Raw genomic sequence first — 19,742 nt, forward strand, 5'->3', positions numbered from 1 at the left:
TATCGACGGGGCCGGAATAATGCTCAATGGCCCCCGCCGCACCGAGTGGAGGAAGCCGGATCGCAGTTGATCCGATGGATGGCCGCAGGCCAGCCACGCTTCCACCCGGGCAATCCAAAGGAGTCCCCATGTCCAGTGCGCAGAGTGCTTCTGCAGAGTCGAGTCTGCCGCCCCTTAGTCCGGGCCCCCATGCAAAACGTCTCGGTTTAATCTCCATCGTTGCCTGTTTCGGCGGCCTGCTTTTCGGCTATGACACAGGTGTTGCCAACGGTGCTGAAGGCCCGATGGCCGCCGAGCTGGGCCTGAATCTCCTGCAGATTGGCGTGGTGATCAGCTCGCTGGTCTTCGCCGCCGCAATTGGCGCACTGGTCGGTGGGCAGATCGCTGACGTGTGGGGCCGGCGGAAAACCATCATCATGCTGGCAGTCCTCTTCTTCGCGGGAAGCCTGCTGGTTGTCTTTTCGCCTGCTGGACCGGAACTGGGAACGTTCTCGCCCTTTGGCTACAGCGTGCTGATTGCCGGACGCATCATGCTCGGATTGGCCGTCGGCGGCGCATCTACGGTCGTACCGGTATACCTGGCTGAACTGGCACCGTATGAAATTCGCGGCTCGATCACCGGCCGCAATGAGTTGGCCATCGTCTCGGGCCAGCTGGCCGCCTTCGTCATGAACGCGATCATTGGAACCGTTCTGGGCGGGACCGTGGATGGCATCTGGCGTATCATGTTCGCGATTTGCGCCTTGCCGGCATTGGCGTTGTTCTTCGGCATGCTGCGCATGCCTGAATCCCCTCGCTGGCTCGTGGAAAAGCGCCGCTATGCCGAGGCGTTGCGGGTGCTCAAGACCGTGCGCTCGCCTGAACGCGCACTGGCCGAAGTCCACGAGATCGAGATTGTCGCCGACGAGGAAAAGCTGGCTAACAAGCCGGTGGGCATCAAAGCGGTGCTGAAGAACAAATGGCTGATGCGCATCATCGCCATCGGCATCGGCGTTTCCATGACTCAGCAGCTCACGGGCATCAACTCGATCATGTACTACGGCACGCGCGTGCTGGAAGAATCCGGGATGTCAGAGCAGCAGGCAGTACTGGCGAATATCGCCTTTGGCGTGGTTGCTGTCATTGGCGGAATTATCGCCCTGCGCAACATGGACCGCATGGACCGCCGCAAGACGTTCCTGATTGGCCTGTCGCTGACCACCACCTGCCACCTGCTGGTGGCTATCGCGGGCATGCTGCTGCCAGTTGGCAGCCCGATCCGGCCAGTGGTGATCCTGATCCTGGTGGTTGCCTTCGTGATGTCCATGCAGACATTCCTGAACGTGGCCGTCTGGGTATGGCTGGCTGAAATCTTCCCGCTGCATATGCGCGGACTGGGCATTGGCATCTCGGTGTTCTTCGGCTGGACGACCAACGGCGTGCTGGCGCTGTTCTTCCCATCGCTGGTCTCCGGGATCGGGATTACCGGGTCCTTCTTCATCTTCGCTGGCATCGGTGTGCTGGCACTGTTCTTCGTAGCCACGCAGGTGCCTGAAACCCGTGGACGCTCGCTGGAAGCGCTGGAAGAGGATGTTTCCACCGGAGCGATCTACCACGTCAAGCCTGTGGTCAACGCCTGAATCCCGGCGCATCGCTGAGCTGGCAAGCCCAGCCCCCGCCGCATGGCAAGGGGCTGGGCTCGCCGCTATGCCCGGGGCCTTGCCGTGCTGCCTCGCACTACCAGCTGCGGGGCATGGGTGCTGGAAGCGCCCGGGGCGTTCAGGGCCGCGTGCATGGCGGCTTGGGCCAGTGCCGCGACATCTTGCCGAACGCTGGTCAGATCGGCGTGCGCCAGCCTGGCGAATTCACTGTCGTCATAGCCGACCAGGCAGATCTGTTCGGGAACATGCAGGCCGGCAAGGTCGATTGCTTGGCGGGCGCCGAGTGCCGCACGGTCATTGAAGGCCAGTACCGCTGTGGCGCGTTCGGCTGGGGGAGTTGCTGCCAGGTATTCGCGCAGGACCGTGAAAGCGGTGGCGTCATCGGGGCCAGCTGGGAGCACTTGGCCGTGCGCGTTGGCGCGGGCGGCGGAGTCGGCAAAGGCATCGCGCCGCTGTTGTGCCGCGATGGCAGATCCGCCATCCAGATGCAGCAGCCGGGTGTGGCCGAGCTGGGCCACATGGCGGACGGCTTGTTCAACGCCGGCAGCCTCGTTGGTAATGACGGATGGGATGCCGTCAATCGTGCGCAGCAGGCTGATTATGGGAAGCTGCTTGGAGGCGTGGACCAGTTGAGCCGGCGGAAGTTCCGGGAACAGGCCGATCACCGCTTCGACTCCCGCATCGATCAGCGTATTGAGCACTCGGCGTTCATCGCGGTGCTTGCCGGTAGCGCCCAGGATGATCTCGAAGCCGTTCTGGTCTGCCTGCTCGTACAGGGCATCGGCCAATTCCGCATGCAACGGTTCTCCCAGCGCCAGGGCCAGACCGATGGTCCGGCTGCGGCTGCTGCGCAGCGACCGCGCGCGCGAATCCGGGCGGTAACCCAACTCCGCGGCCGCCTGCTTGACTCGGGACCGGGATTCTTCGCTGGCACCCTCGGCACCGCGCATGACAATCGAGGCCAGCGCTACCGAGACCCCAGAGGCGCGGGCGACGTCGGCCAGTGTGGGGCGTTTTGCAGGGGGTGTCGGCATGGGCGGAACTTTCTTCTAGAACGTTATAGACAGTTGCTATCCAGTGTGCCATGATTTTCCTGAACACTAAATCTAGAACGTTCTAGGAGAGACTTCATGGCTTACCAGACCCTGCCAGAAACTTCAGTAAAGCCGCTGCGCCTGGCCGTTATCGGTACCGGGTGGATCGGAGCATTCCACGCCCGCACCGTGGCGCAGCATCTGCCGGATGCGCTATTGCATGTCATAGCGGACCCGGCGCCGGGCCGGGCCGCTGAACTGGCCGCTGAGCTTGGTTGCCCGAACTACACCGAAGACATCGCCGACGTGCTTGCCGACGACAGCGTGGACGCCGTGGTTATCGGGGCGCCTTCGAGCTTCCATGCCGGCTTGATCGCCCAAGCCGCCGCAGCCGGAAAGCACATCTTCTGCGAAAAGCCGGCAGCGCACGCGTTGTCGGACTTGGACGCCGCGCTTGACGCCGTGGAGGCTTCCGGGGTGCTGCTGCAGATCGGTTTCAACCGGCGCTTCTCCCGGGACTTCGCCGTTGTGGCGGAACAGGTGCATTCCGGAGTTATTGGCACCCCGCAACTGCTGCGCTCGCTGACCCGGGATCCAGAAGTGGCCGGCGGGCTGCCCAACGCGGCAAAGATCCGTTCCCACGTCATTTTCACTGAAACCCTGATCCACGATTTTGACACCCTGAACTGGTTGAACCCGGGAGCCGAAGCAGTGGAAGTCCACGTCATGTCCGATGCGCTGGTGGCCCCTGAGCACCGGGGCTCCGGTTTGCTGGATACCGCCGTGGTGAGCCTGCGCTACTCCAATGGGGCAATCGCCGTGGCCGAGGCGAACTTCTCGGCCAGCTACGGCTATGACGTGCGCGGAGAAGTCTTCGGTTCAAAGGGCATGGTGCAGGCAGGCAATCCGGTGCAGCTGGCCGCGGCCAGCTTCGACAGCCAGGGAGCGCATGCGCCAACCGAACGGTTGAACATCGAGCTATTCGCCCAGGCCTACCGCGAGCAGCTCTCGGTCTTCGCCCGCAAGATCCGGGGCTTGCGCGAGGATACGGCTGATGCGGCCCTGGCGGTCCCCACCGGCGCCGACGCCCGCGCAGCCCTGCGCATCGCACTGGCGGCCTTGGAATCCGCAGAATCCGGGCTGCCGGTCAAGTTGGAATCCGCCACCCGCCTTGCGGTGAACCCATGAACGGGCAACTGGCGGTCTGTGCCGAAATGGTCTTCCTGGACCTTCCGCTGATCGACCGGGTGAAGCGCCTGGACGAGGCCGGCTTTGAAATAGAACTCTGGGATATCCGGGGCAAGGACCTGCCGGCGTTGGCGGCCACCGGCGCCCGTTTCGGCTCCATGACAGGCTACAGCGCTGGCAGCCTCTGCGATCCGGACAGCGCGGGCGAAGTTGTTCGCACCGCCAAGGAATTGATCCCGGCAGCCCAGCAGCTGGGCATCCACCGGCTAGTTGTGCATCCGGCCCAGCTCGTTGACGGGCAGGCGGCCAGCCCGCAATTCCGGGCTACCGGAGAGATGTGGCTCACCGCAGCGCGAACGCTGGAAGCACTGGGCCGCATCGGCGAAGAGCACCAGGTCACCTTCATGCTGGAGAACCTGAACACGATCCTGGATCACCCTGGAATCCCGCTGGGACGCGCCAAGGACACGATGTCCCTGGTCAAGGCCGTCGGGCACCCGAACGTGAAGATGATGCTGGACCTGTACCACGCCCAAATTGGCGAGGGGAACCTCATCGAACTGGTGCGCTCGGCGCTTCCGCACATTGGGGAAATCCAGGTCGCAGACGTACCCGGACGGTGCGAGCCGGGCACCGGGGAGATCAACTATCTGGCCGTCGCCCGTGTGCTGGCCGAGCTGGGTTATTCTGGCCCGATCGGCATGGAGGCCTACGCCAGCGCAGATTCCGAAGGAGCCATCGCGGCCTTTGCCCAGGCGTTTTCACCGCTGTCCAAGCCCGTGGCGCGCTAGCATCATGCACCGAGCATCGGAATGAGAGTCTAAAGCCCAGTGGCGGCAGCAGGAAAACCTGCTGCCGCCACTTGGCGTGCGTTCCGAGAAGCTACGCGCCAGCGCCGAAAGGCAAGCGCGAATCCATGCTCTGCGAATCCCAAGTCTGGCGGATCCAGCCGTGGTGGGGATCATCGCTGATCAGCCAATCGCGCACCCGCCCCGGGCCGGCCATGACGTTCAGGTAGTAGAGGTCGTATCCCGGCCCGGCCATGGCCGGACCATGCCAGCCGTAGGGGACCAGGACAACGTCCCCGGTGCGGACCTCGGCATTTACATCGATGGGGCGTTCATCCGAAGCATAAACGCGCGCGTAGCCGATGGGATCGCTTGCCGCCTCGGCGGGCATGCCCTGGGCTAGCTGCGTCTCGAAGTAGTAGATTTCCTCGAGGCTGGTTTCGCCTTCCTTCTCCTGATCATGCTTATGCGGAGGGTAGGAAGACCAGTTGCCCGCCGGAGTGATGACTTCGCAGACGATGAATCGGTCCGCTTCCAGGGCGGCCGGGGTGCCGAAGTTGTGGACCTGGCGGGAGCAGTTTCCTGCGCCGCGCAGCTCCACAGGGGTCTCTTCTGCCCTGATCAGCCGGGTCGGGTAGGACTGCTTGGCCGGGGCCAGTGCGACGGCGACCCGGCCCCCTTTGGCGGAGCTGATGGACAGCGCCGTGTTGATGCCGGTGTAGAGGACATCAGCAGGTCCAGCAAAGACTGATTCGCGACCCTTGAGAACATGTTCGGTTCCTGCCATGGCGACAGTGAATGATTCGCCGCTGAGCGGGACCACGATCCGTTCTTCGCTGCAGGCCTCCAGTTCAACTGTTTGGCCAGGGGCCAGCTCAGCTACCTTGAGTCCGGTGTGTGCCCAGCCGTCTATGGAAACGGCTGAGTCATGGGCACCGAGCGAGATGCTCCATTCTCCGTTAGCGGCCGAACCTGCAGGGTAAATCCAATCGGTCATCAGTCGATCCTTTCGACGGCGGGGGACAGGTGCCTAGCGTTGCACCAAGGTCATTTCAAAACTGTAGGCGTCTGCTCGATAAACATGGGAGCCGGTTTCCACGTTGCGCCCAGTGTCATCCACCGCGGTGCGCTGCATGGTCACCAGGGCCGAACCGGCCGCTGCGTCCAAGGTCTTGGCCTGGGCTTCATCTGCGGTCGTGGCCCCGATGCGCTGCTGGGCCAGGCGGAAGTTCACCCCTGCTTCGCGCAGGAGCTCGTAGAGTCCATGGGCCTGCAAGGACTTTTCGTCCAGCTCGACAATGTCGTCGCGAACCCAGTTCTCCATGAGGGCCAGCGGGCTGCCTCCGGCAGAACGCAGCCGGGTGAAGTGGTAGACAGAGACGTCCTTGGGCAGCGAAAGAAGATCCTGGATCTCCGGCGGAGCGGGAATGTGCTCGAAGCTGAGCAGGGTGGTAGAAGGCTTCTTCCCGGCGCGCTCAAGGTCGTCATTCAGGCTGGACAGCTCAAGATGCCGGCGGATCTGGCTGGAAACAACCTGCGTTCCCACACCGCGCTTGCGCACCAGCAGGCCGGACTGGACTAGGTCATCCATGGCCTTGCGAATGGTGGGCCGCGAAAGCCGCAGCCGCTGGGCCAGCTCGATTTCATTTTCCAGTCGAGTGCCCGAGGCCAGCGACCCGTCGCGGATCGCGCCTTCGATGCCTTGCGCTACCTGGTGGTAGAGGGGAATGGGCGAAGATCGGTCGATCTTGATGCTCAGTGGTGTGCTCACAGTTGCTCCTTGCCGGCGACTTTGTCATGATATGTCGCTTTGACAGGACAAACTATATATGAAAGTTCACGATTTTGGCATCCTTTGGCTGGAACTCCATTCGTTCCAAAGCATTCTCCACGCTAGTTGGTGATCCCCAGCGGCGTTGCCAACTGCGGGGTTTGAGTCAGACATGCGGTCCGACAAGGGGGATTGGACAACAGGTTTGATTGTCCAATTGTCCTGATAAAAAATTCGGCAGATTCCATTGCCCGAGGATTCCAGTGGCACATATGGTTTTTTGGAACGGTCCAAGACCTGAGGCGAGCCACGGCGGCCACAGGGAATCACGGCGTTAAACGCCGCAGGCAGGAGAAAATCATGAATGAACAGCGCAGCATCGGCGTGGGGCTGATCTCGGTGGGTTGGATGGGCAAGCTGCACGCTCGCGCCTACAGTTCGGTGCCCTATGCTTATCCAGAGCTGGGCATCAAGCCAAGACTGGTCATAGCCGCGGACACCGAGCAGTCGCGAGTCGACTTCGCGATCTCGACACTGGGCTTCGAGCGCGGAACACTGGACTACCACCAGGTGCTAGCCGATCCCGAGGTGGATGTAGTCTCGATTTGCGCTCCGAATTTCCTGCACGCCGACATGGCGATCGCCGCAGCAGAGGCCGGCAAGCACTTCTGGATCGAAAAGCCCGCCGGCCGAAGCCTGGCCGAAACGCAGGCTATCGAGCAAGCCGCCATCCGCAATGGTGTGGTCACTTCGGTCGGGTTCAACTACCGGCATGCGCCAGCTATCGCACGCGCCCGCCAGCTGGTGCAAGAAGGCCGGCTGGGATCCATCACGAATGTCCGCGCCAGCTTCCTTGCCGGATATGCGGCAGACCCCCGGGCCGCTCTGTCGTGGCGCTTCAACCGGGAGCTGGCCGGCAGCGGGGTGCTCGCTGACCTGTTCAGCCATGCAGCTGATCTATGCAGCCATGTTGTCGGCCCCATCCAGGGCATTTCCGCATCTACCAATGTCATGATCCCGTCCCGGCCGAAACTATCCATGGGCCAGGGCACGCACTTCGACCTGATCGAAGGCGGTGAGCAAGGTGAAGTCGAGAATGAGGATTACGCCGCAGCGTTGGTGCGTTTCAGCCCAGAAGGCGTGGCGGACCGCGCGATCGGAACTATCGAGGCATCCCGGGTGGCTGTGGGACCGCAGTGCGGTTACCGACTGGAAATCTACGGCACGGAAGGTTCGGTCAAGTGGGATTTTGAACGCATGAATGAACTGGAAGTCGTGCTCGGTCGAGACAATGAAGAGCAGGGATTCACGACGGTGATCGGCTCGCCAAAGCATGGCGAATACTCCCGGTTCCAGCCAGGCCCAGGGAACGCGATGGGCTTTGACGACCTCAAGACCATCGAGGCCAAGAAGTTCCTGCTGGCTGTCGCCGGTGGAGAGAAAACGAACTCCACCATCGCCGATGCGGTGGCCGCAGCCGCAGTGGTCGAAGCGGCCGAAGCATCTGCCGCAAGCGGCACGTGGCAGGCGCTGGATGAGCCTGTGCGCGCTGCGAGTGTGCAATACTGACCGCCATGCCTGACTCGTCGCGCCTCCGCCCCACGATCCGGGACGTCGCCAAGCATGCCGGGGTCTCAAAATCCTTGGTCTCCCTGGTGCTCTCGGATCCTAGCAAGGTCAGTTCGATGCGGCGTTCGCTGGTCGAGGACTCCATCCGCGAGTTGGGCTATCAGCCCAACCTGGCAGCGCGCTCGCTTTCGGCCGAGAACCGGCATGCCATTGGCGTCGTCTTGGGGGAACTGCATAATCCCTGGGTTCTGAGCGTCGCGGAAGTGGTTCGCGAACAGTTGCAAGCAGCAGGGCTTGACGTGCTGTTCAGTGTGGCCGCGATTCATGACGGGCAGGGCGTTGGGCCCTCGGAATTGCAGACCTTGCGCGATTTGCGGGTCAGCGGAATTCTCGTCGTCGGATCAGCCGATGACGCCGTCAGCTTCGAAGCCGCCTTGGGTGAGACTCCCGCTGTATTTGTTGGCGGCGGGCGCCAGGCCCAATCAGGCACTGGCGCGGTTTCGGTTAATGATGAGCAGGGCTTCGGTTTGGTGATTGACCACTTGGTCGATTGCGGAAATGCGCGGATTACCCATATAGCCGGTGGCGCTGGTCCGGTTTCTGCGACGCGCGAAGCTGCCTATCATCGGGCGATGCTGCGCCATGGCTTGCGCCAGCATGTACAGGTGGTGGAAGCCGGGCCAACGATTCAGGCCGGGCATGAAGCCGTAGCGCGGTTGCTGGCCTCGGGGGCACGGCCTGAATCGCTGGCTTGTTTCAATGATCTTTCCGCCATTGGGGCGCTGCAGGCTCTGGATGAGGCTGGCGTGTCTGCGGCGGTGACTGGCTACGACAATATTTCCCTATCGTCGCTGGGAAGAATTTCGCTGACCAGCATCGGCTCGGATTCGGAAGATCTCGGTCGCAGCAGCGTGCGGCTGCTGCTCCAATTGATGCGGAATCCGGAAGGAAAATTTGCACGTCAGTTGATGATTCCACCGCGGCTTATCGTGCGCTCCTCGTCGCAGCTGCACCGTTGAACCCTGTGAAAGCGGCGTTTCGCCGTGCTTGTCAAGGTCGGCAAATTACTCGTCTTCACATCCTTATGTCTTAACAAAGTCTTGACGGATCGCTTTTCGTCACGCACACTTTAGGCATCTTGTGATTCAAGTCACGGAACATCTTGTTAAGGCGGCCCGCCCCAGGGGACAATCGGGGTGCGCCGGGGATTCCTGAAGGGGAAACGAATATGGGAAAGCCAATTTGGCGCAAACTCGCAATCACGCTCGCCATCATTCCAGCATTGGGGCTGGCGGCTTGCTCGTCCACTGGCGGGCGGGCACCGGAACCGGAAAGCAATGCCGGTGGCGGTGCAGTGGCGGCTACTGACCGCATCAAAATCGCGGTTATCACCCACGCGCCTCCGGGAGACACCTTCTGGGACATCATCCGCAAGGGGGCCGAAGAAGCTGCCGCCAAAGACAACGTGGAACTGCAGTACTTGGGTGACCCGGATGGCGGGCGCCAGTCCCAGTTGATCGAGCAGGCAATTGACCAGGGGGTGGACGGCATCGCCGTCACCTTGGCCAAGCCCGACGCCATGGCTGGAGCGCTCAAGAGAGCCGCGGATGCAGGAATCGCGATCGTCAGTTTGAATGCCGGCGAGGACCAATTCAAGGACTTGGGAGCATTCGCCCACTTCGGTTCGGACGAGCAGCTGGCCGGCGAAGCCGCCGGGGACAAGCTCAAAGCGGAAGGTATTCTGAAGCCTATTTGCGTCATTCAGGATCAGGGGCATGTCGGCCTCGAAGCGCGTTGTGCCGGCGTGAAAAAAATCTTGCCGGACACCGAGGTGCTATACGTGCAGGGCACCGACATGACCCAGGTTGAATCTACGACAACCGCAAAGCTCCAAGCCGATAAGCAAGCCGACGCGATCATCGGGCTGGGCGCACCCATCACAATGACACTGCTCAAGGCCAAAGCCACGGCGAAGTCCGAGGTCGAGGTAGCTTCCTTCGACATGAACTCGCAGTTGGTTGAAGAAATCACCAAGGGCAATGTGATGTTCACCGTTGACCAGCAGCCTTGGTTGCAGGGCTACATGGCAGTTGATGCGCTGTGGCAGAACAACCGTGGCGGCTTCACCATTGGCGGTGGACAGGCGACGTTGACCGGCCCGGCTGTTGTAGACAAGGCCGTCGCTGAGCAAATTACCAGTTTCGCCCAAGAAGGCGTCCGCTAGCCACATCCCCTCGGCGCGCGCCTGATCTGCCGGTAGCGGCGATCCGGCGCGCAGCCTGGACACGGAGGAAATCCCATGTCATCAATAACAGCTTCACCCTCTCAAAAGAGAAAAACTCCGGCTCTGGACGAGCGCGTCGGCAAGAAAAGCGCATTGTCGATCCTTCTGGGCCGTCCGGAAATCGGGGCACTCGTGGGCGCCATCGCCCTCTTCGTATTCTTCGCCGTCGTCGCTCCGGTCTTCCTGGCTCCCGCATCCTTGGCCACCGTCCTCTATGGGGCTTCGACCATCGGCATCATGGCCGTTGGCGTGTCACTGCTGATGATCGGTGGCGAGTTCGACCTATCCACCGGTGTGGCCGTCATTTCTTCGGCGCTCAGTGCATCGATGATCTCCTGGTACTTCGGTCTCAACGTCTGGGTCGGCATTGCCTTGGCCCTGGTCGTCTCGCTGCTGATCGGTTTCATCAACGGAATCATCCTGATCAAGACCAAGCTGCCATCCTTCATCGTGACGCTGGCCAGTTTCTTGATGCTCACCGGCCTGAATCTGGGCCTGACGCGAGCCATTGGCGGCTCGGTGTCCTCTCCATCTATTGCGGATATCGAAGGATTCCAGAGCGCAAAGGCGGTCTTTGCCTCTTCAGTCAATATCGCCGGGATCGACGTCAAGATCACCGTGTTCATCTGGATCGCCATGGTGATCATCGCTTCCTGGATCTTGCTCCGAACCAAGATCGGGAACTGGATCTTCGCCGTAGGCGGGGATGAGAAGGCCGCTCGCGCCGTCGGCGTTCCAGTGGTCCGCACCAAGATCGGACTCTTCATGGCCGTTGGATTCTGCGGCTGGGTGCTGGGCATGCACAACCTCTTCGCCTTTGACTCGGTGCAGTCCGGCGAAGGCATCGGCAATGAATTCCTCTACATCATTGCCGCGGTCATCGGCGGCTGCCTGCTCACCGGCGGTTACGGTTCAGCCATTGGCGGCGCTATCGGGGCGTTCATTTTCGGCATGGCGAACAAGGGCATCGTGTACGCGGAATGGAATCCGGACTGGTTCAAGTTCTTCCTTGGCCTGATGCTGCTCTTGGCTACGGTGGTCAACATCGTGGTGAAAAAGCGTGCGGAATCCAGCAAATAGGAAGCCAAGGACAAAAATCATGAAGACTCGCAAGAATAAGAAGACCGAAGACCTGCTCGAGAAGCTCGAGCCCAAGATCAGCGACAACCTGCTGACCCTCAAGGGAGTTGGCAAGCACTACGGAAGCATCATCGCCCTGCGCGGTGTCGACATGGTGGTGGATCCGGGCAAGGTCACCTGCGTTCTCGGGGATAACGGCGCCGGCAAGTCCACGCTGATCAAGATCATCGCCGGCTTGCACCAGCACGATGAAGGAGAGTTCAGTTTGCATGGCTCGGCCATCAAGCTCAAGAGTCCCCGCGTCGCACTGGATGCCGGCATCGCCGCGGTGTACCAGGACCTGGCGGTCGTTCCTTTGATGCCGATCTGGCGCAACTTCTTCCTCGGCTCGGAACTGACCACCGGGGTTGGGCCGTTCAAGAAGCTTGATGTGCAGAAAATGAAGGACATCACCAAGCAGGAGCTCTCCGACATGGGCATTGATCTGCGTGACGTCGAGCAGCCGATCGGCCAGCTGTCCGGCGGTGAACGCCAGTGCGTAGCCATCGCTCGCGCGGTATATTTCGGAGCCAAGGTCCTGATCCTCGATGAGCCCACCGCCGCCTTGGGCGTCAAGCAGTCCGGCGTGGTGCTGCGCTACATCCTCCAGGCGCGCGACCGCGGGTTGGGTGTCATCTTCATTACGCACAACCCGCATCACGCGTATCCGGTAGGGGACTCGTTCCTGTTGCTGAAACGCGGCCGCTCCATCGGGTACTACTCGAAGTCGGAAATCACCGTCGAAGAGCTGACCGCCCAGATGGCCGGTGGCGCTGAACTCGCTGAACTGGCTCATGAGCTTGAACAGCTCGGTGGACATGATGAAGAGCTGGCAGAGGCAGAGGCGGGCGCGAACTCTCAAGCAACAGCCTGACCCAACCGCAGCTAAGGCCTGGGCTTCTTCGCGATGGTGAAGAAGCCCAGGCCTTAGCTGTCCCAGTGCTTAGAGCGAGTAGTCAATCATTTCACTATGGCCAGTAGCGATGGAACGCACCGCGGCCTGGGCGATGGCCTGGGATTTGAGCCCCTCACGCAACGTGACAGGTACTTCCCGGTCTTCGTCCAGTGCCTGAACGAAGGCTCCCAAGCTGGCGGCATAGGTTGGCTGGACCCTGTCGAACCAGTTGCCGTGCAGCCCGTGGGATTGCGCGTGCTGCCCCTGGAACAGGCTGACGTGCCCCGAGGGTTGCCGTTCAGATGCGGCCATGGCTTCAGACCCCAGCGCTTCGATGCGTTCGTCATAGCCGTAATTCGTATGGCGCACACAATCTATTTGGGCCATCGCTCCACTAGGGAACTGCAGCGAACTGATCGAAGTGTCCACATCGCCAAATTCCGCAATCTCCGGGGCGGACAGGGCCGAGCCGAAGGCGTGCACCTGCAGGGGATCCTGGCCTGATATCCAGCGTGCCAAATCATAGAAGTGCACGGCCTGATCGCGGAACTGGCCGCCAGAATTTTTCAGGTAATCCAGTGGTGGCAATGCTGGGCCACGCGAAGTCAACTGGAGCAAAGCCAGATCGCCGATTCGCCCGGAGTGCACGAGCTCCTTGAGCTCTGCGTGAGCGCGATCGAAGCGCCGGTTGAAATTGACCATGGCCTTGATTCCTGAACGTTCAACGTAGGCTACCGTCGCCTTTGCCGTTTCCAAGTCGAGGTCGATTGGCTTTTCGACGAGAGCCGCCAGGCGCGCATCGGCTGCAAGGCGGAGGTTCTGGGCGTGGGAATCCGTTGATGACGCGATGAACACTGCGTCCAGGCCGTCATTGCCGAAAATCTGGTCGAGCGTTGCTGCTGCCTTGGCGCCATGTCGCGAGGCCAGAGCAGCAGCTCGCTGAGGGTCAATGTCGTAGACCAGTTTAAAGTCGATCTCCGGGTGTGCGGCCAAGTTGTGTGCATGCACCGAGCCGATGAAGCCGGCGCCGATCAGGGCGAATCTTTGCATTGAAGGCACCTCGTGAAGTTGGTTGAAGTCAGGAGACCATGATGTCCAGAAGATTGTGCATGGTGCTGGCAACCTTGTGGAAGTCGTGCTCATTGGCGCGGTCAGAGAACATCTCGGAAACCCACCAGCCGTCATAGCCGGTGGACTTGATCGCGTCCACCCACTGCTGCAATGGGATGGCGCCACCGCCGATGACGACATTGCGGTGCACGTCCTGGGCCGGAACCTCATGGCGCCGATCCAGATCCAACCCGTCGGAAATATGGGCCGCCTTGATCAGTTCCTTGGGCAACGCGGCCACTTCTTCCAAGGTGTCCCCGACGGTCCAGAAATGCCAGGTGTCCAAGGCGATGCCAACGTTCTCGCGGCCGCAGCGCTCAATAATTTCCAGGGCTTGCCGACACCGATTGATATTGGACCAAGCCAGCGGTTCCAAGTAGATCTCCAGCCCGTGTTCTGCGGCGATCCCGGCGGCAGCAGATACATTATCGGCGGCAATGGCCATGGCTTCCGGTTCCGAGAGGCCGAGTGTCCCGCGGTAGCGATCATCAGATGCTGCGAGTTTTCCGGACTTGAAATCCTTGACCACATTCCAGTCCACTGGCCCGGTGCACATTTGCAGGATCGGTGCGCCGACCACTGTGGCGATTTCGGCCATCCGCCTGACTTCCCGGAGCATGTCATCCCGTGCGGTGCCTTGGCGTTCAAGGTCAAGGACTGCGCCGATTCCTGTCACTTCAAGGCCCGTGAGCATTTCTGGAAGCGTGTGCACAGAAAAGCCGGCATCAAGATAGCGATAGAGTTTCGGGCTTTGCAGCTCGATGCCGCCGAATCCGGCCAACCGTGCCGTTGCAATGTCGGTGGCAACATTCCCGTAGAAACTTGTTGTGACATTCATGGACAGTTTTGCCATTGGTCCTCCTTGGCGTGTGGAATGCATGCGTGGAAACGAAATGTACAGTTGTCAGTACAAAGGTGCTTCCAAGATCATATGCCCACTGCTCCCCGGAAAGTAATACGCCCGGGCATATTCTCCATGAGTTTTTTCCGAGCCGCCGCTAGGCTGGTCTGCGAGTGCAGGATACGTCTGTTCATCACCGGTTTTTCAATGGTTCAAGGCGAAAGTGCGTTATATACCTTCAAGGGAATGCAGTAATCCGGCTCGCTGATTGACTGGATATTCGCCCGCGACAGTGGCTGTTTCGAAGGTGTTTGCAATAATGACCGTTGTGAACATTGCTCAGCCCGGTGAAGGGCGCCCAGGAAACCGGCCCCCGTCGATGGCGGATGTGGCGGCCTTGGCTGGGGTGTCCCATCAGACGGTTTCCCGCGTGCTCAACGACCATCCAAACGTCAGGGCGGGAACCCGCGACCAGGTGCTGGGTGCCATCCGGCAGCTGGGTTATCGCCGCAACCGAGCCGCGCGGGCACTGGCCACATCGCACTCGAGCACTATCGGCATTCTGACCATCGGCAGCGAATTCTTCGGACCGCAATCCACCGTGCTGGCCATCGAGGCCGCTGCCCGTGCGCAGGGATATTTCGTGACCGTTACCGCACTGGATCGCTATGACGCGCACAGCGCGAGCGAAGCCCTCAGCCACCTGGTGGACCAGGGCGTTGATGGCGTGGTGATGGTTGCGCCCTTCGAAAAGGTGATCGATGCCCTGGATGATGCTGCCCTGACGATTCCAGTGGTGGTCGTGGCCGCTCGCACGGAGGTTCCCGACGCGGATCCGGCGCATTACGTGTACATCGACCAGCGTGAAGGCGCGCGCTTGGCCACTGGTCATCTTCTGGCCCTGGGGCACCGCAAGATCGTCCACGTGTCCGGGCCGACCGGCTGGTTCGACGCCACCGAACGGCAGATCGGCTGGCGGGAAAAAATGCTGGAAGCCAATGCCCCGATTGTTGAGGTGCCAGCTGAATCCTGGCAGGCCCAGAGCGGCTATGAGGCAGGCCAGCGTCTGGTTGACCCGATACGCGCCGGCGAAGTTACGGCAGTATTCGCAGCGAATGATTACCTTGCCACCGGTGTTCTGCGTGCTTTCTGGGAAGCCGGGCTGGAAGTGCCCAATGACGTTTCGGTTATCGGTTTCGACGACCTGCAAATCTCCAATTTCCTGATCCCTTCGCTGACCACGGTTCGCCAGCCTTTCCGCGATGTCGGCCATGCTGCGCTGATGGAATTGCTGGAAGGCGCCACGGCTGACAGGGTCCCGAAAGTGATTGCGCCAACGCTGGTAATCCGGGCGAGTACCGCACCGCCCAACGCCCGCTAGCCAAGCGCTTCATTCGCCGAGTCCGGGATCCGGTATTGCGGATCACAAATTGTTAGCGCTAACATTGGATCGAGGTTTTGTTCTGCCAGCGCATTTTTCGCGAGTGGAGCAGGAAACGATGGCTATGGCGCTGCTCACCGAGCTGTGCGAACGGAGATTTCATGGCAACACAGCTCAACGGGCCAACCGCCCGCGAGATCATCAGCACCGGCGAAGCCGTGCTGGGCATCGAGTTCGGTTCAACGAATATCAAAGCCAGCCTGATCGGCCCCGGCCACCAGCAGCTTGCCAGCGGAAGCCACGCCTGGGAGAACCAGTACGAAAACAGGAATTGGACCTACTCCCGCGAAGCCATCGTCGCCGGCCTGCAGAACTGCATGGCCCAAGTGCTGGCCGATGCCCAAGAGCGCCACGGAGTACGCCCAACGCAGCTAGGAGCCGTTGGAATCTCCGCGATGATGCATGGCTACCTCGCCTTCGACGCCGACCGGGAACTGCTGGTTCCCTTCCGCACCTGGCGCAACACCTCCACGGCAAAAGCGGCGGCGATGCTCAGCGAGGAACTGGACTTCAATATCCCGCAGCGCTGGTCCGTAGCGCACTACTTCCAAGCGCTGCTCAACGGCGAAGAGCACGTGTCGAAAGTTTCCCGCCTGAACACGCTGGCCGGATTCGTGCATGAGCTTCTCACCGGAAATTTTGTGCTTGGCGTGGGCGATGCCGCGGGAATGTTCCCCATCGATTCAGCCACCGGCAGCTACGATGCACGGATGCTTTCCGCCTTTGACGCGGTGGCTGCCCGGCATGGCGCGACCGCAGGGCTTTCCTCAATGCTGCCCGCGGCACTGCCCGCCGGTGCAGATGCTGGCACGCTTAGCGAAGCCGGGGCCTTGCTCCTGGACCCCACCGGCCAGCTCCAGCCTGGCAGCCCGCTGTGCCCACCGGAAGGAGACGCCGGAACCGGCATGGTGGCCACCAATTCGGTAGCCCAGCGCACCGGCAACATCTCCGCCGGAACCTCCATTTTCGCGATGGTGGTCCTCGACGCGCCGCTCAAGGAAGTGCACCACGAAATCGACGTGGTCACCACGCCCGATGGGCATCCGGTTGCCATGGTCCACTGCAATAACGGCGCCAGCGAATTTGCCGCCTGGGCCCAGGTCTTCGGGCAGTTCGCCCGGGCGCTGGGCAGCGACGCCGACGACAACGCGGTCTTCGAAACCCTGCTGCGTTCGGCCCTTCAGGGTGCTGCCGATGGTGCGGGGCTCCTGGCCTACAACAATCTTTCCGGCGAACCGGTAGCGGGTCTTGCCGAAGGCCGTCCGGCCATCCTGCGCACCCCGGACTCCACGCTGAACCTGCCCAACTTCGTGCGTGTTCAGGTGTACGCCATGTTCGCCACGCTGAGCCTCGGACTGCGCGTGCTGGCCGCCGAAGGCGTCGAGGTCAAGCAGATGTTTGCCCATGGCGGCATCTTCCGCACCGCCGGGGTGGCCCAACGGCTGCTGGCCGCTGCGATCAACACTCCCGTCCTTGTCGGGGACAGCGCCGGACACGGAGGTGCATGGGGCATCGCCGTCCTGGCAGCGTACCGGCGCCGAGTCCTCGATGGCCTGCAGCAGTCCCTGCCTGAATTCCTGGATTCCGAAGTCTTCGCCGGTGCCGCTTTGAGCCTCGCGGAGCCGCAGGCCGATGACCGTGCCGGCTTCGAGGCCTACCTGGAAACCTATGAAGCCGGCCTGGCCATTCAGCGCACCGCCATTACCGCCATCTAGGCATCGCACACAGTTTCGGACGAAAAGAGAAACCGATGAATCAACCACGAATCCTGGCGGATTACCCGCAGTCAATGCAGGACGAGGTGGCCACGGTCCGCCAGATTGTTGCCGACCTGCACGCCGAATTGCCGCGCTATGAGCTGGTGGTCTGGACTGCCGGCAACGTGTCGCAGCGCGTGCGCCACCCGGAAATCGCCGACGGCTCCGCGGACCTGTTCGTGATCAAGCCATCGGGCGTCGCCTACGACGAGCTGACCGCGCAGTCCATGGTGGTCTGCACCTTGGACGGCAAGCTGCTCGATGGCACCCGCGCCCCGTCCTCGGACACCGCGGCCCATGCCTACACCTACGAGCACATGCCGCAGGTGGGCGGCGTGGTGCATACCCACTCCACCTACGCCACCGCATGGGCGGCGCGCGGCGAGGAAATTCCCTGCGTGCTGACCATGATGGCCGACGAATTCGGCGGCCCGATCCCGGTAGGCCCCTTCGCCATCATTGGCGATGATTCGATTGGCCGCGGCATCGTGTCCACGCTGAGCGAGTCCCGCAGCCCGGCCGTGCTGATGCGCAACCACGGTCCTTTCACGATCGGAAAGGACGCCAAGGCCGCAGTCAAAGCCGCGGTGATGTGCGAGGAAGTGGCTCGAACCGTGCACATCTCGCGCCAGCTGGGCAACCCGGTCGCGATCGACCAGAAGCATATCGACTCGCTCTACGAGCGCTACCAGAACGTCTACGGACAGTAAGGACATCATGGCTAAGGCATATAACACCCAAGAAATCTGGTTCTTCACCGGCAGCCAGGACCTGTACGGCGAAGAGACGCTGCGCCAGGTGGCGCAGCAGTCCACCGAGGTCGCGCAGGCGCTGGATGCGTCCGCCGACGTTCCGGCAAGGATCGTGTGGAAGCCGGTTCTGAAGGACTCCGAATCCATCCGCCGCGCAATGCTGGAAGCAAACTCGGATGACAAGGTGCTGGGCGTCATCACCTGGATGCACACCTTCAGCCCGGCCAAGATGTGGATCAACGGCTTGAAAGCCCTGCAGAAGCCGCTGCTGCACCTTCACACCCAGGCCAATGTCGAACTGCCCTGGGATTCGATCGACTTCGACTTCATGAACCTGAACCAGGCCGCCCACGGCGACCGCGAGTACGCCTACCTGGCCACCCGCCTGGGCGCGGCCCGCACCACCGTGGTCGGCCATGTCTCCAACCCGGCCGTATCCCGCCGCGTGGGCACCTGGATCCGCGGCGCTGCCGGCTTCAACGCCGTGCAAAACCTGAACCTGGTCCGCTTCGGCGACAACATGCGCAACGTCGCGGTGACCGAGGGGGACAAGACCGAGGCGGAGATCCGCTTCGGCGTCTCGGTGAACACCTGGGCCGTCAACGACCTGGTCGAAGCGGTCCAGGCCGTGGCCGAGGCCGACATCGATGCGCTGGTCGCCGAGTACGAGCGCGAATACGAAGTCGTGCCCGAACTGCGCGCCGGCGGTGCCCGCCACGAGTCGCTGCGCTATGCCGCATCCCAGGAAATTGCGCTGGAAGCCTTCCTGTCCAAGGCCGGCGCCATGGCGTTCACGACCAACTTCGAGGACCTGGGCGGGCTCAAGCAGCTGCCGGGCCTGGCTGTGCAGCGCCTGATGGGCAAGGGCTACGGCTTCGGCGCCGAAGGCGACTGGAAGACCGCGGTACTGGTGCGTGCCGCCAAGGTCATGGGCGAGGGCCTGCCGGGCGGCGCCTCGCTGATGGAGGACTACACCTACGACCTGACTCCCGGCAAGGAGCTGATCCTCGGCGCCCACATGCTCGAGGTCTGCCCGTCGCTGACCACCTCCAAGCCGCGGGTTGAAATCCACCCGCTGGGCATCGGCGGCCGCGAGGATCCGGTGCGCATGGTCTTCAACGCGGACGTTGCCGAAGGTGCGGTGGTCGTGTCCATGGCCGATATGCGCGAGCGCTTCCGCCTGACTGCCAATGTGGTGGATGTGGTCACCCCGCCGGCGGACCTGCCGAATCTGCCGGTGGCGCGCGCGGTGTGGAGCCCGCGGCCGGACTTCAATACTTCCGCCGAGTCCTGGCTGGCTGCCGGCGGTGCGCACCACACGGTGATGTCCACGGCCGCGGGGATCGAGGCTTTCGAGATCTTCGCCGAAATCGCAGGCACCGAGCTGCTGGTTATCGATGAGGAAACCACCCGCCGGAACTTCGCGCAGCAGATTCGCGTGAACCAGAGCTACTACCGCTTGGCGCAGGGTTTCTAGCGGTTCGAAGGACACCTGCCCAGGTAATGCGCGCCCCGTTGCGGGGCGTGCATTACCAATGAGTAAGGAATCTTAA

At 61.9% G+C, this 19,742-nt stretch carries 17 protein-coding genes; 12 read left to right on the forward strand and 5 right to left on the reverse strand.

Annotated elements, in window-relative coordinates:
* Positions 1-128 precede the first annotated feature (128 nt).
* Complete coding sequence (locus ACIOJF_RS07275) at positions 129-1,619, forward strand: sugar porter family MFS transporter (RefSeq protein ID WP_105656542.1); 1,491 nt, start codon at positions 129-131, stop codon at positions 1,617-1,619.
* A 65-nt stretch (positions 1,620-1,684) separates the two neighbouring features.
* Here the strand turns inward: ACIOJF_RS07275 and ACIOJF_RS07280 are convergent, their stop codons facing one another.
* The gene (locus ACIOJF_RS07280; RefSeq protein ID WP_105656541.1) at positions 1,685-2,674 is read right to left on the reverse strand and encodes a LacI family DNA-binding transcriptional regulator; all 990 of its coding nucleotides are present in this window, start codon (positions 2,672-2,674) and stop codon (positions 1,685-1,687) included.
* 96 nt (positions 2,675-2,770) lie between these two features.
* Here ACIOJF_RS07280 and ACIOJF_RS07285 point away from each other — a divergent pair, with 96 nt between their 5' ends.
* Positions 2,771-3,862, forward strand: a complete 1,092-nt coding sequence (locus tag ACIOJF_RS07285) for a Gfo/Idh/MocA family oxidoreductase (RefSeq protein WP_105656540.1) — start codon at positions 2,771-2,773, stop codon at positions 3,860-3,862.
* Positions 3,859-4,653 (forward strand): TIM barrel protein, encoded by a 795-nt coding sequence (locus tag ACIOJF_RS07290; RefSeq protein ID WP_105656539.1) that lies wholly within the window; start codon positions 3,859-3,861, stop codon positions 4,651-4,653. The genes ACIOJF_RS07285 and ACIOJF_RS07290 overlap by 4 nt, the downstream gene beginning before the upstream one ends.
* Before the next feature lie 91 nt (positions 4,654-4,744).
* Here the strand turns inward: ACIOJF_RS07290 and iolB are convergent, their stop codons facing one another.
* Positions 4,745-5,647: a 5-deoxy-glucuronate isomerase gene (iolB, locus tag ACIOJF_RS07295; protein ID WP_105656538.1), complete on the reverse strand. Its 903-nt coding sequence runs from the start codon at positions 5,645-5,647 to the stop codon at positions 4,745-4,747.
* A gap of 33 nt (positions 5,648-5,680) precedes the next feature.
* Complete coding sequence (locus ACIOJF_RS07300) at positions 5,681-6,421, reverse strand: GntR family transcriptional regulator (protein WP_332486354.1); 741 nt, start codon at positions 6,419-6,421, stop codon at positions 5,681-5,683.
* Positions 6,422-6,781: 360 nt separating this feature from the next.
* Between ACIOJF_RS07300 and ACIOJF_RS07305 the strand changes: the two genes are divergently transcribed.
* The 5 genes from ACIOJF_RS07305 to ACIOJF_RS07325 all read left to right on the forward strand — a co-directional run bounded on the left by ACIOJF_RS07305 (position 6,782) and on the right by ACIOJF_RS07325 (position 12,267).
* Positions 6,782-7,990 (forward strand): Gfo/Idh/MocA family protein, encoded by a 1,209-nt coding sequence (locus tag ACIOJF_RS07305; RefSeq protein ID WP_133833851.1) that lies wholly within the window; start codon positions 6,782-6,784, stop codon positions 7,988-7,990.
* A gap of 5 nt (positions 7,991-7,995) precedes the next feature.
* Positions 7,996-9,009 (forward strand): LacI family DNA-binding transcriptional regulator, encoded by a 1,014-nt coding sequence (locus tag ACIOJF_RS07310; protein ID WP_402741410.1) that lies wholly within the window; start codon positions 7,996-7,998, stop codon positions 9,007-9,009.
* 209 nt (positions 9,010-9,218) lie between these two features.
* On the forward strand, positions 9,219-10,214 hold the full coding sequence (locus ACIOJF_RS07315; protein WP_402741411.1) for a substrate-binding domain-containing protein: 996 nt from the start codon (positions 9,219-9,221) through the stop codon (positions 10,212-10,214).
* Positions 10,215-10,289: 75 nt separating this feature from the next.
* The gene (locus ACIOJF_RS07320) at positions 10,290-11,354 is read left to right on the forward strand and encodes an ABC transporter permease (RefSeq protein ID WP_402741412.1); all 1,065 of its coding nucleotides are present in this window, start codon (positions 10,290-10,292) and stop codon (positions 11,352-11,354) included.
* A 19-nt stretch (positions 11,355-11,373) separates the two neighbouring features.
* Positions 11,374-12,267 carry an ATP-binding cassette domain-containing protein gene (locus ACIOJF_RS07325; RefSeq protein ID WP_105656532.1) on the forward strand — a complete coding sequence of 298 codons (894 nt, stop codon included), beginning with the start codon at positions 11,374-11,376 and terminating at the stop codon, positions 12,265-12,267.
* 69 nt (positions 12,268-12,336) lie between these two features.
* Here the strand turns inward: ACIOJF_RS07325 and ACIOJF_RS07330 are convergent, their stop codons facing one another.
* Positions 12,337-13,338, reverse strand: a complete 1,002-nt coding sequence (locus ACIOJF_RS07330) for a Gfo/Idh/MocA family oxidoreductase (RefSeq protein WP_105656531.1) — start codon at positions 13,336-13,338, stop codon at positions 12,337-12,339.
* A 28-nt stretch (positions 13,339-13,366) separates the two neighbouring features.
* A complete protein-coding gene (locus ACIOJF_RS07335) occupies positions 13,367-14,251 on the reverse strand; it encodes a sugar phosphate isomerase/epimerase family protein (RefSeq protein ID WP_402741413.1) in 885 nt (294 codons plus the stop codon).
* Between the two features lie 307 nt (positions 14,252-14,558).
* On the opposite strand from ACIOJF_RS07335, the gene ACIOJF_RS07340 reads away from it, so the two are divergent.
* The 4 genes from ACIOJF_RS07340 (at position 14,559) to araA (ending at position 19,666) form a co-directional block, all read left to right on the forward strand.
* On the forward strand, positions 14,559-15,620 hold the full coding sequence (locus ACIOJF_RS07340; protein ID WP_402741414.1) for a substrate-binding domain-containing protein: 1,062 nt from the start codon (positions 14,559-14,561) through the stop codon (positions 15,618-15,620).
* Between the two features lie 161 nt (positions 15,621-15,781).
* Positions 15,782-17,395, forward strand: a complete 1,614-nt coding sequence (locus tag ACIOJF_RS07345; protein ID WP_402741415.1) for a xylulokinase — start codon at positions 15,782-15,784, stop codon at positions 17,393-17,395.
* 35 nt (positions 17,396-17,430) lie between these two features.
* Complete coding sequence (locus ACIOJF_RS07350) at positions 17,431-18,147, forward strand: L-ribulose-5-phosphate 4-epimerase (RefSeq protein WP_105662251.1); 717 nt, start codon at positions 17,431-17,433, stop codon at positions 18,145-18,147.
* Positions 18,148-18,154: 7 nt separating this feature from the next.
* The gene (araA, locus tag ACIOJF_RS07355) at positions 18,155-19,666 is read left to right on the forward strand and encodes an L-arabinose isomerase (RefSeq protein ID WP_402741416.1); all 1,512 of its coding nucleotides are present in this window, start codon (positions 18,155-18,157) and stop codon (positions 19,664-19,666) included.
* The last annotated feature ends 76 nt before the right edge of the window (positions 19,667-19,742 follow it).

It is taken from the genome of Glutamicibacter sp. NPDC087831 (assembly GCF_044742845.1).
Lineage (GTDB): Bacteria > Actinomycetota > Actinomycetes > Actinomycetales > Micrococcaceae > Glutamicibacter.

What these genes read in the sequence shown, in the direction of transcription:
- iolB (WP_105656538.1), bottom strand. Translation starts at nt 5,647, where the DNA reads ATGACCGATTGGATTTACCCTGCAGGTTCGGCCGCTAACGGAGAATGG.
- ACIOJF_RS07290 (WP_105656539.1), top strand. Translation starts at nt 3,859, where the DNA reads ATGAACGGGCAACTGGCGGTCTGTGCCGAAATGGTCTTCCTGGACCTT.
- ACIOJF_RS07340 (WP_402741414.1), top strand. Translation starts at nt 14,559, where the DNA reads ATGACCGTTGTGAACATTGCTCAGCCCGGTGAAGGGCGCCCAGGAAAC.
- araA (WP_402741416.1), top strand. Translation starts at nt 18,155, where the DNA reads ATGGCTAAGGCATATAACACCCAAGAAATCTGGTTCTTCACCGGCAGC.
- ACIOJF_RS07335 (WP_402741413.1), bottom strand. Translation starts at nt 14,251, where the DNA reads ATGGCAAAACTGTCCATGAATGTCACAACAAGTTTCTACGGGAATGTT.
- ACIOJF_RS07330 (WP_105656531.1), bottom strand. Translation starts at nt 13,338, where the DNA reads ATGCAAAGATTCGCCCTGATCGGCGCCGGCTTCATCGGCTCGGTGCAT.
- ACIOJF_RS07280 (WP_105656541.1), bottom strand. Translation starts at nt 2,674, where the DNA reads ATGCCGACACCCCCTGCAAAACGCCCCACACTGGCCGACGTCGCCCGC.
- ACIOJF_RS07325 (WP_105656532.1), top strand. Translation starts at nt 11,374, where the DNA reads ATGAAGACTCGCAAGAATAAGAAGACCGAAGACCTGCTCGAGAAGCTC.
- ACIOJF_RS07320 (WP_402741412.1), top strand. Translation starts at nt 10,290, where the DNA reads ATGTCATCAATAACAGCTTCACCCTCTCAAAAGAGAAAAACTCCGGCT.
- ACIOJF_RS07345 (WP_402741415.1), top strand. Translation starts at nt 15,782, where the DNA reads ATGGCAACACAGCTCAACGGGCCAACCGCCCGCGAGATCATCAGCACC.
- ACIOJF_RS07350 (WP_105662251.1), top strand. Translation starts at nt 17,431, where the DNA reads ATGAATCAACCACGAATCCTGGCGGATTACCCGCAGTCAATGCAGGAC.
- ACIOJF_RS07275 (WP_105656542.1), top strand. Translation starts at nt 129, where the DNA reads ATGTCCAGTGCGCAGAGTGCTTCTGCAGAGTCGAGTCTGCCGCCCCTT.
- ACIOJF_RS07285 (WP_105656540.1), top strand. Translation starts at nt 2,771, where the DNA reads ATGGCTTACCAGACCCTGCCAGAAACTTCAGTAAAGCCGCTGCGCCTG.
- ACIOJF_RS07305 (WP_133833851.1), top strand. Translation starts at nt 6,782, where the DNA reads ATGAATGAACAGCGCAGCATCGGCGTGGGGCTGATCTCGGTGGGTTGG.
- ACIOJF_RS07310 (WP_402741410.1), top strand. Translation starts at nt 7,996, where the DNA reads ATGCCTGACTCGTCGCGCCTCCGCCCCACGATCCGGGACGTCGCCAAG.
- ACIOJF_RS07315 (WP_402741411.1), top strand. Translation starts at nt 9,219, where the DNA reads ATGGGAAAGCCAATTTGGCGCAAACTCGCAATCACGCTCGCCATCATT.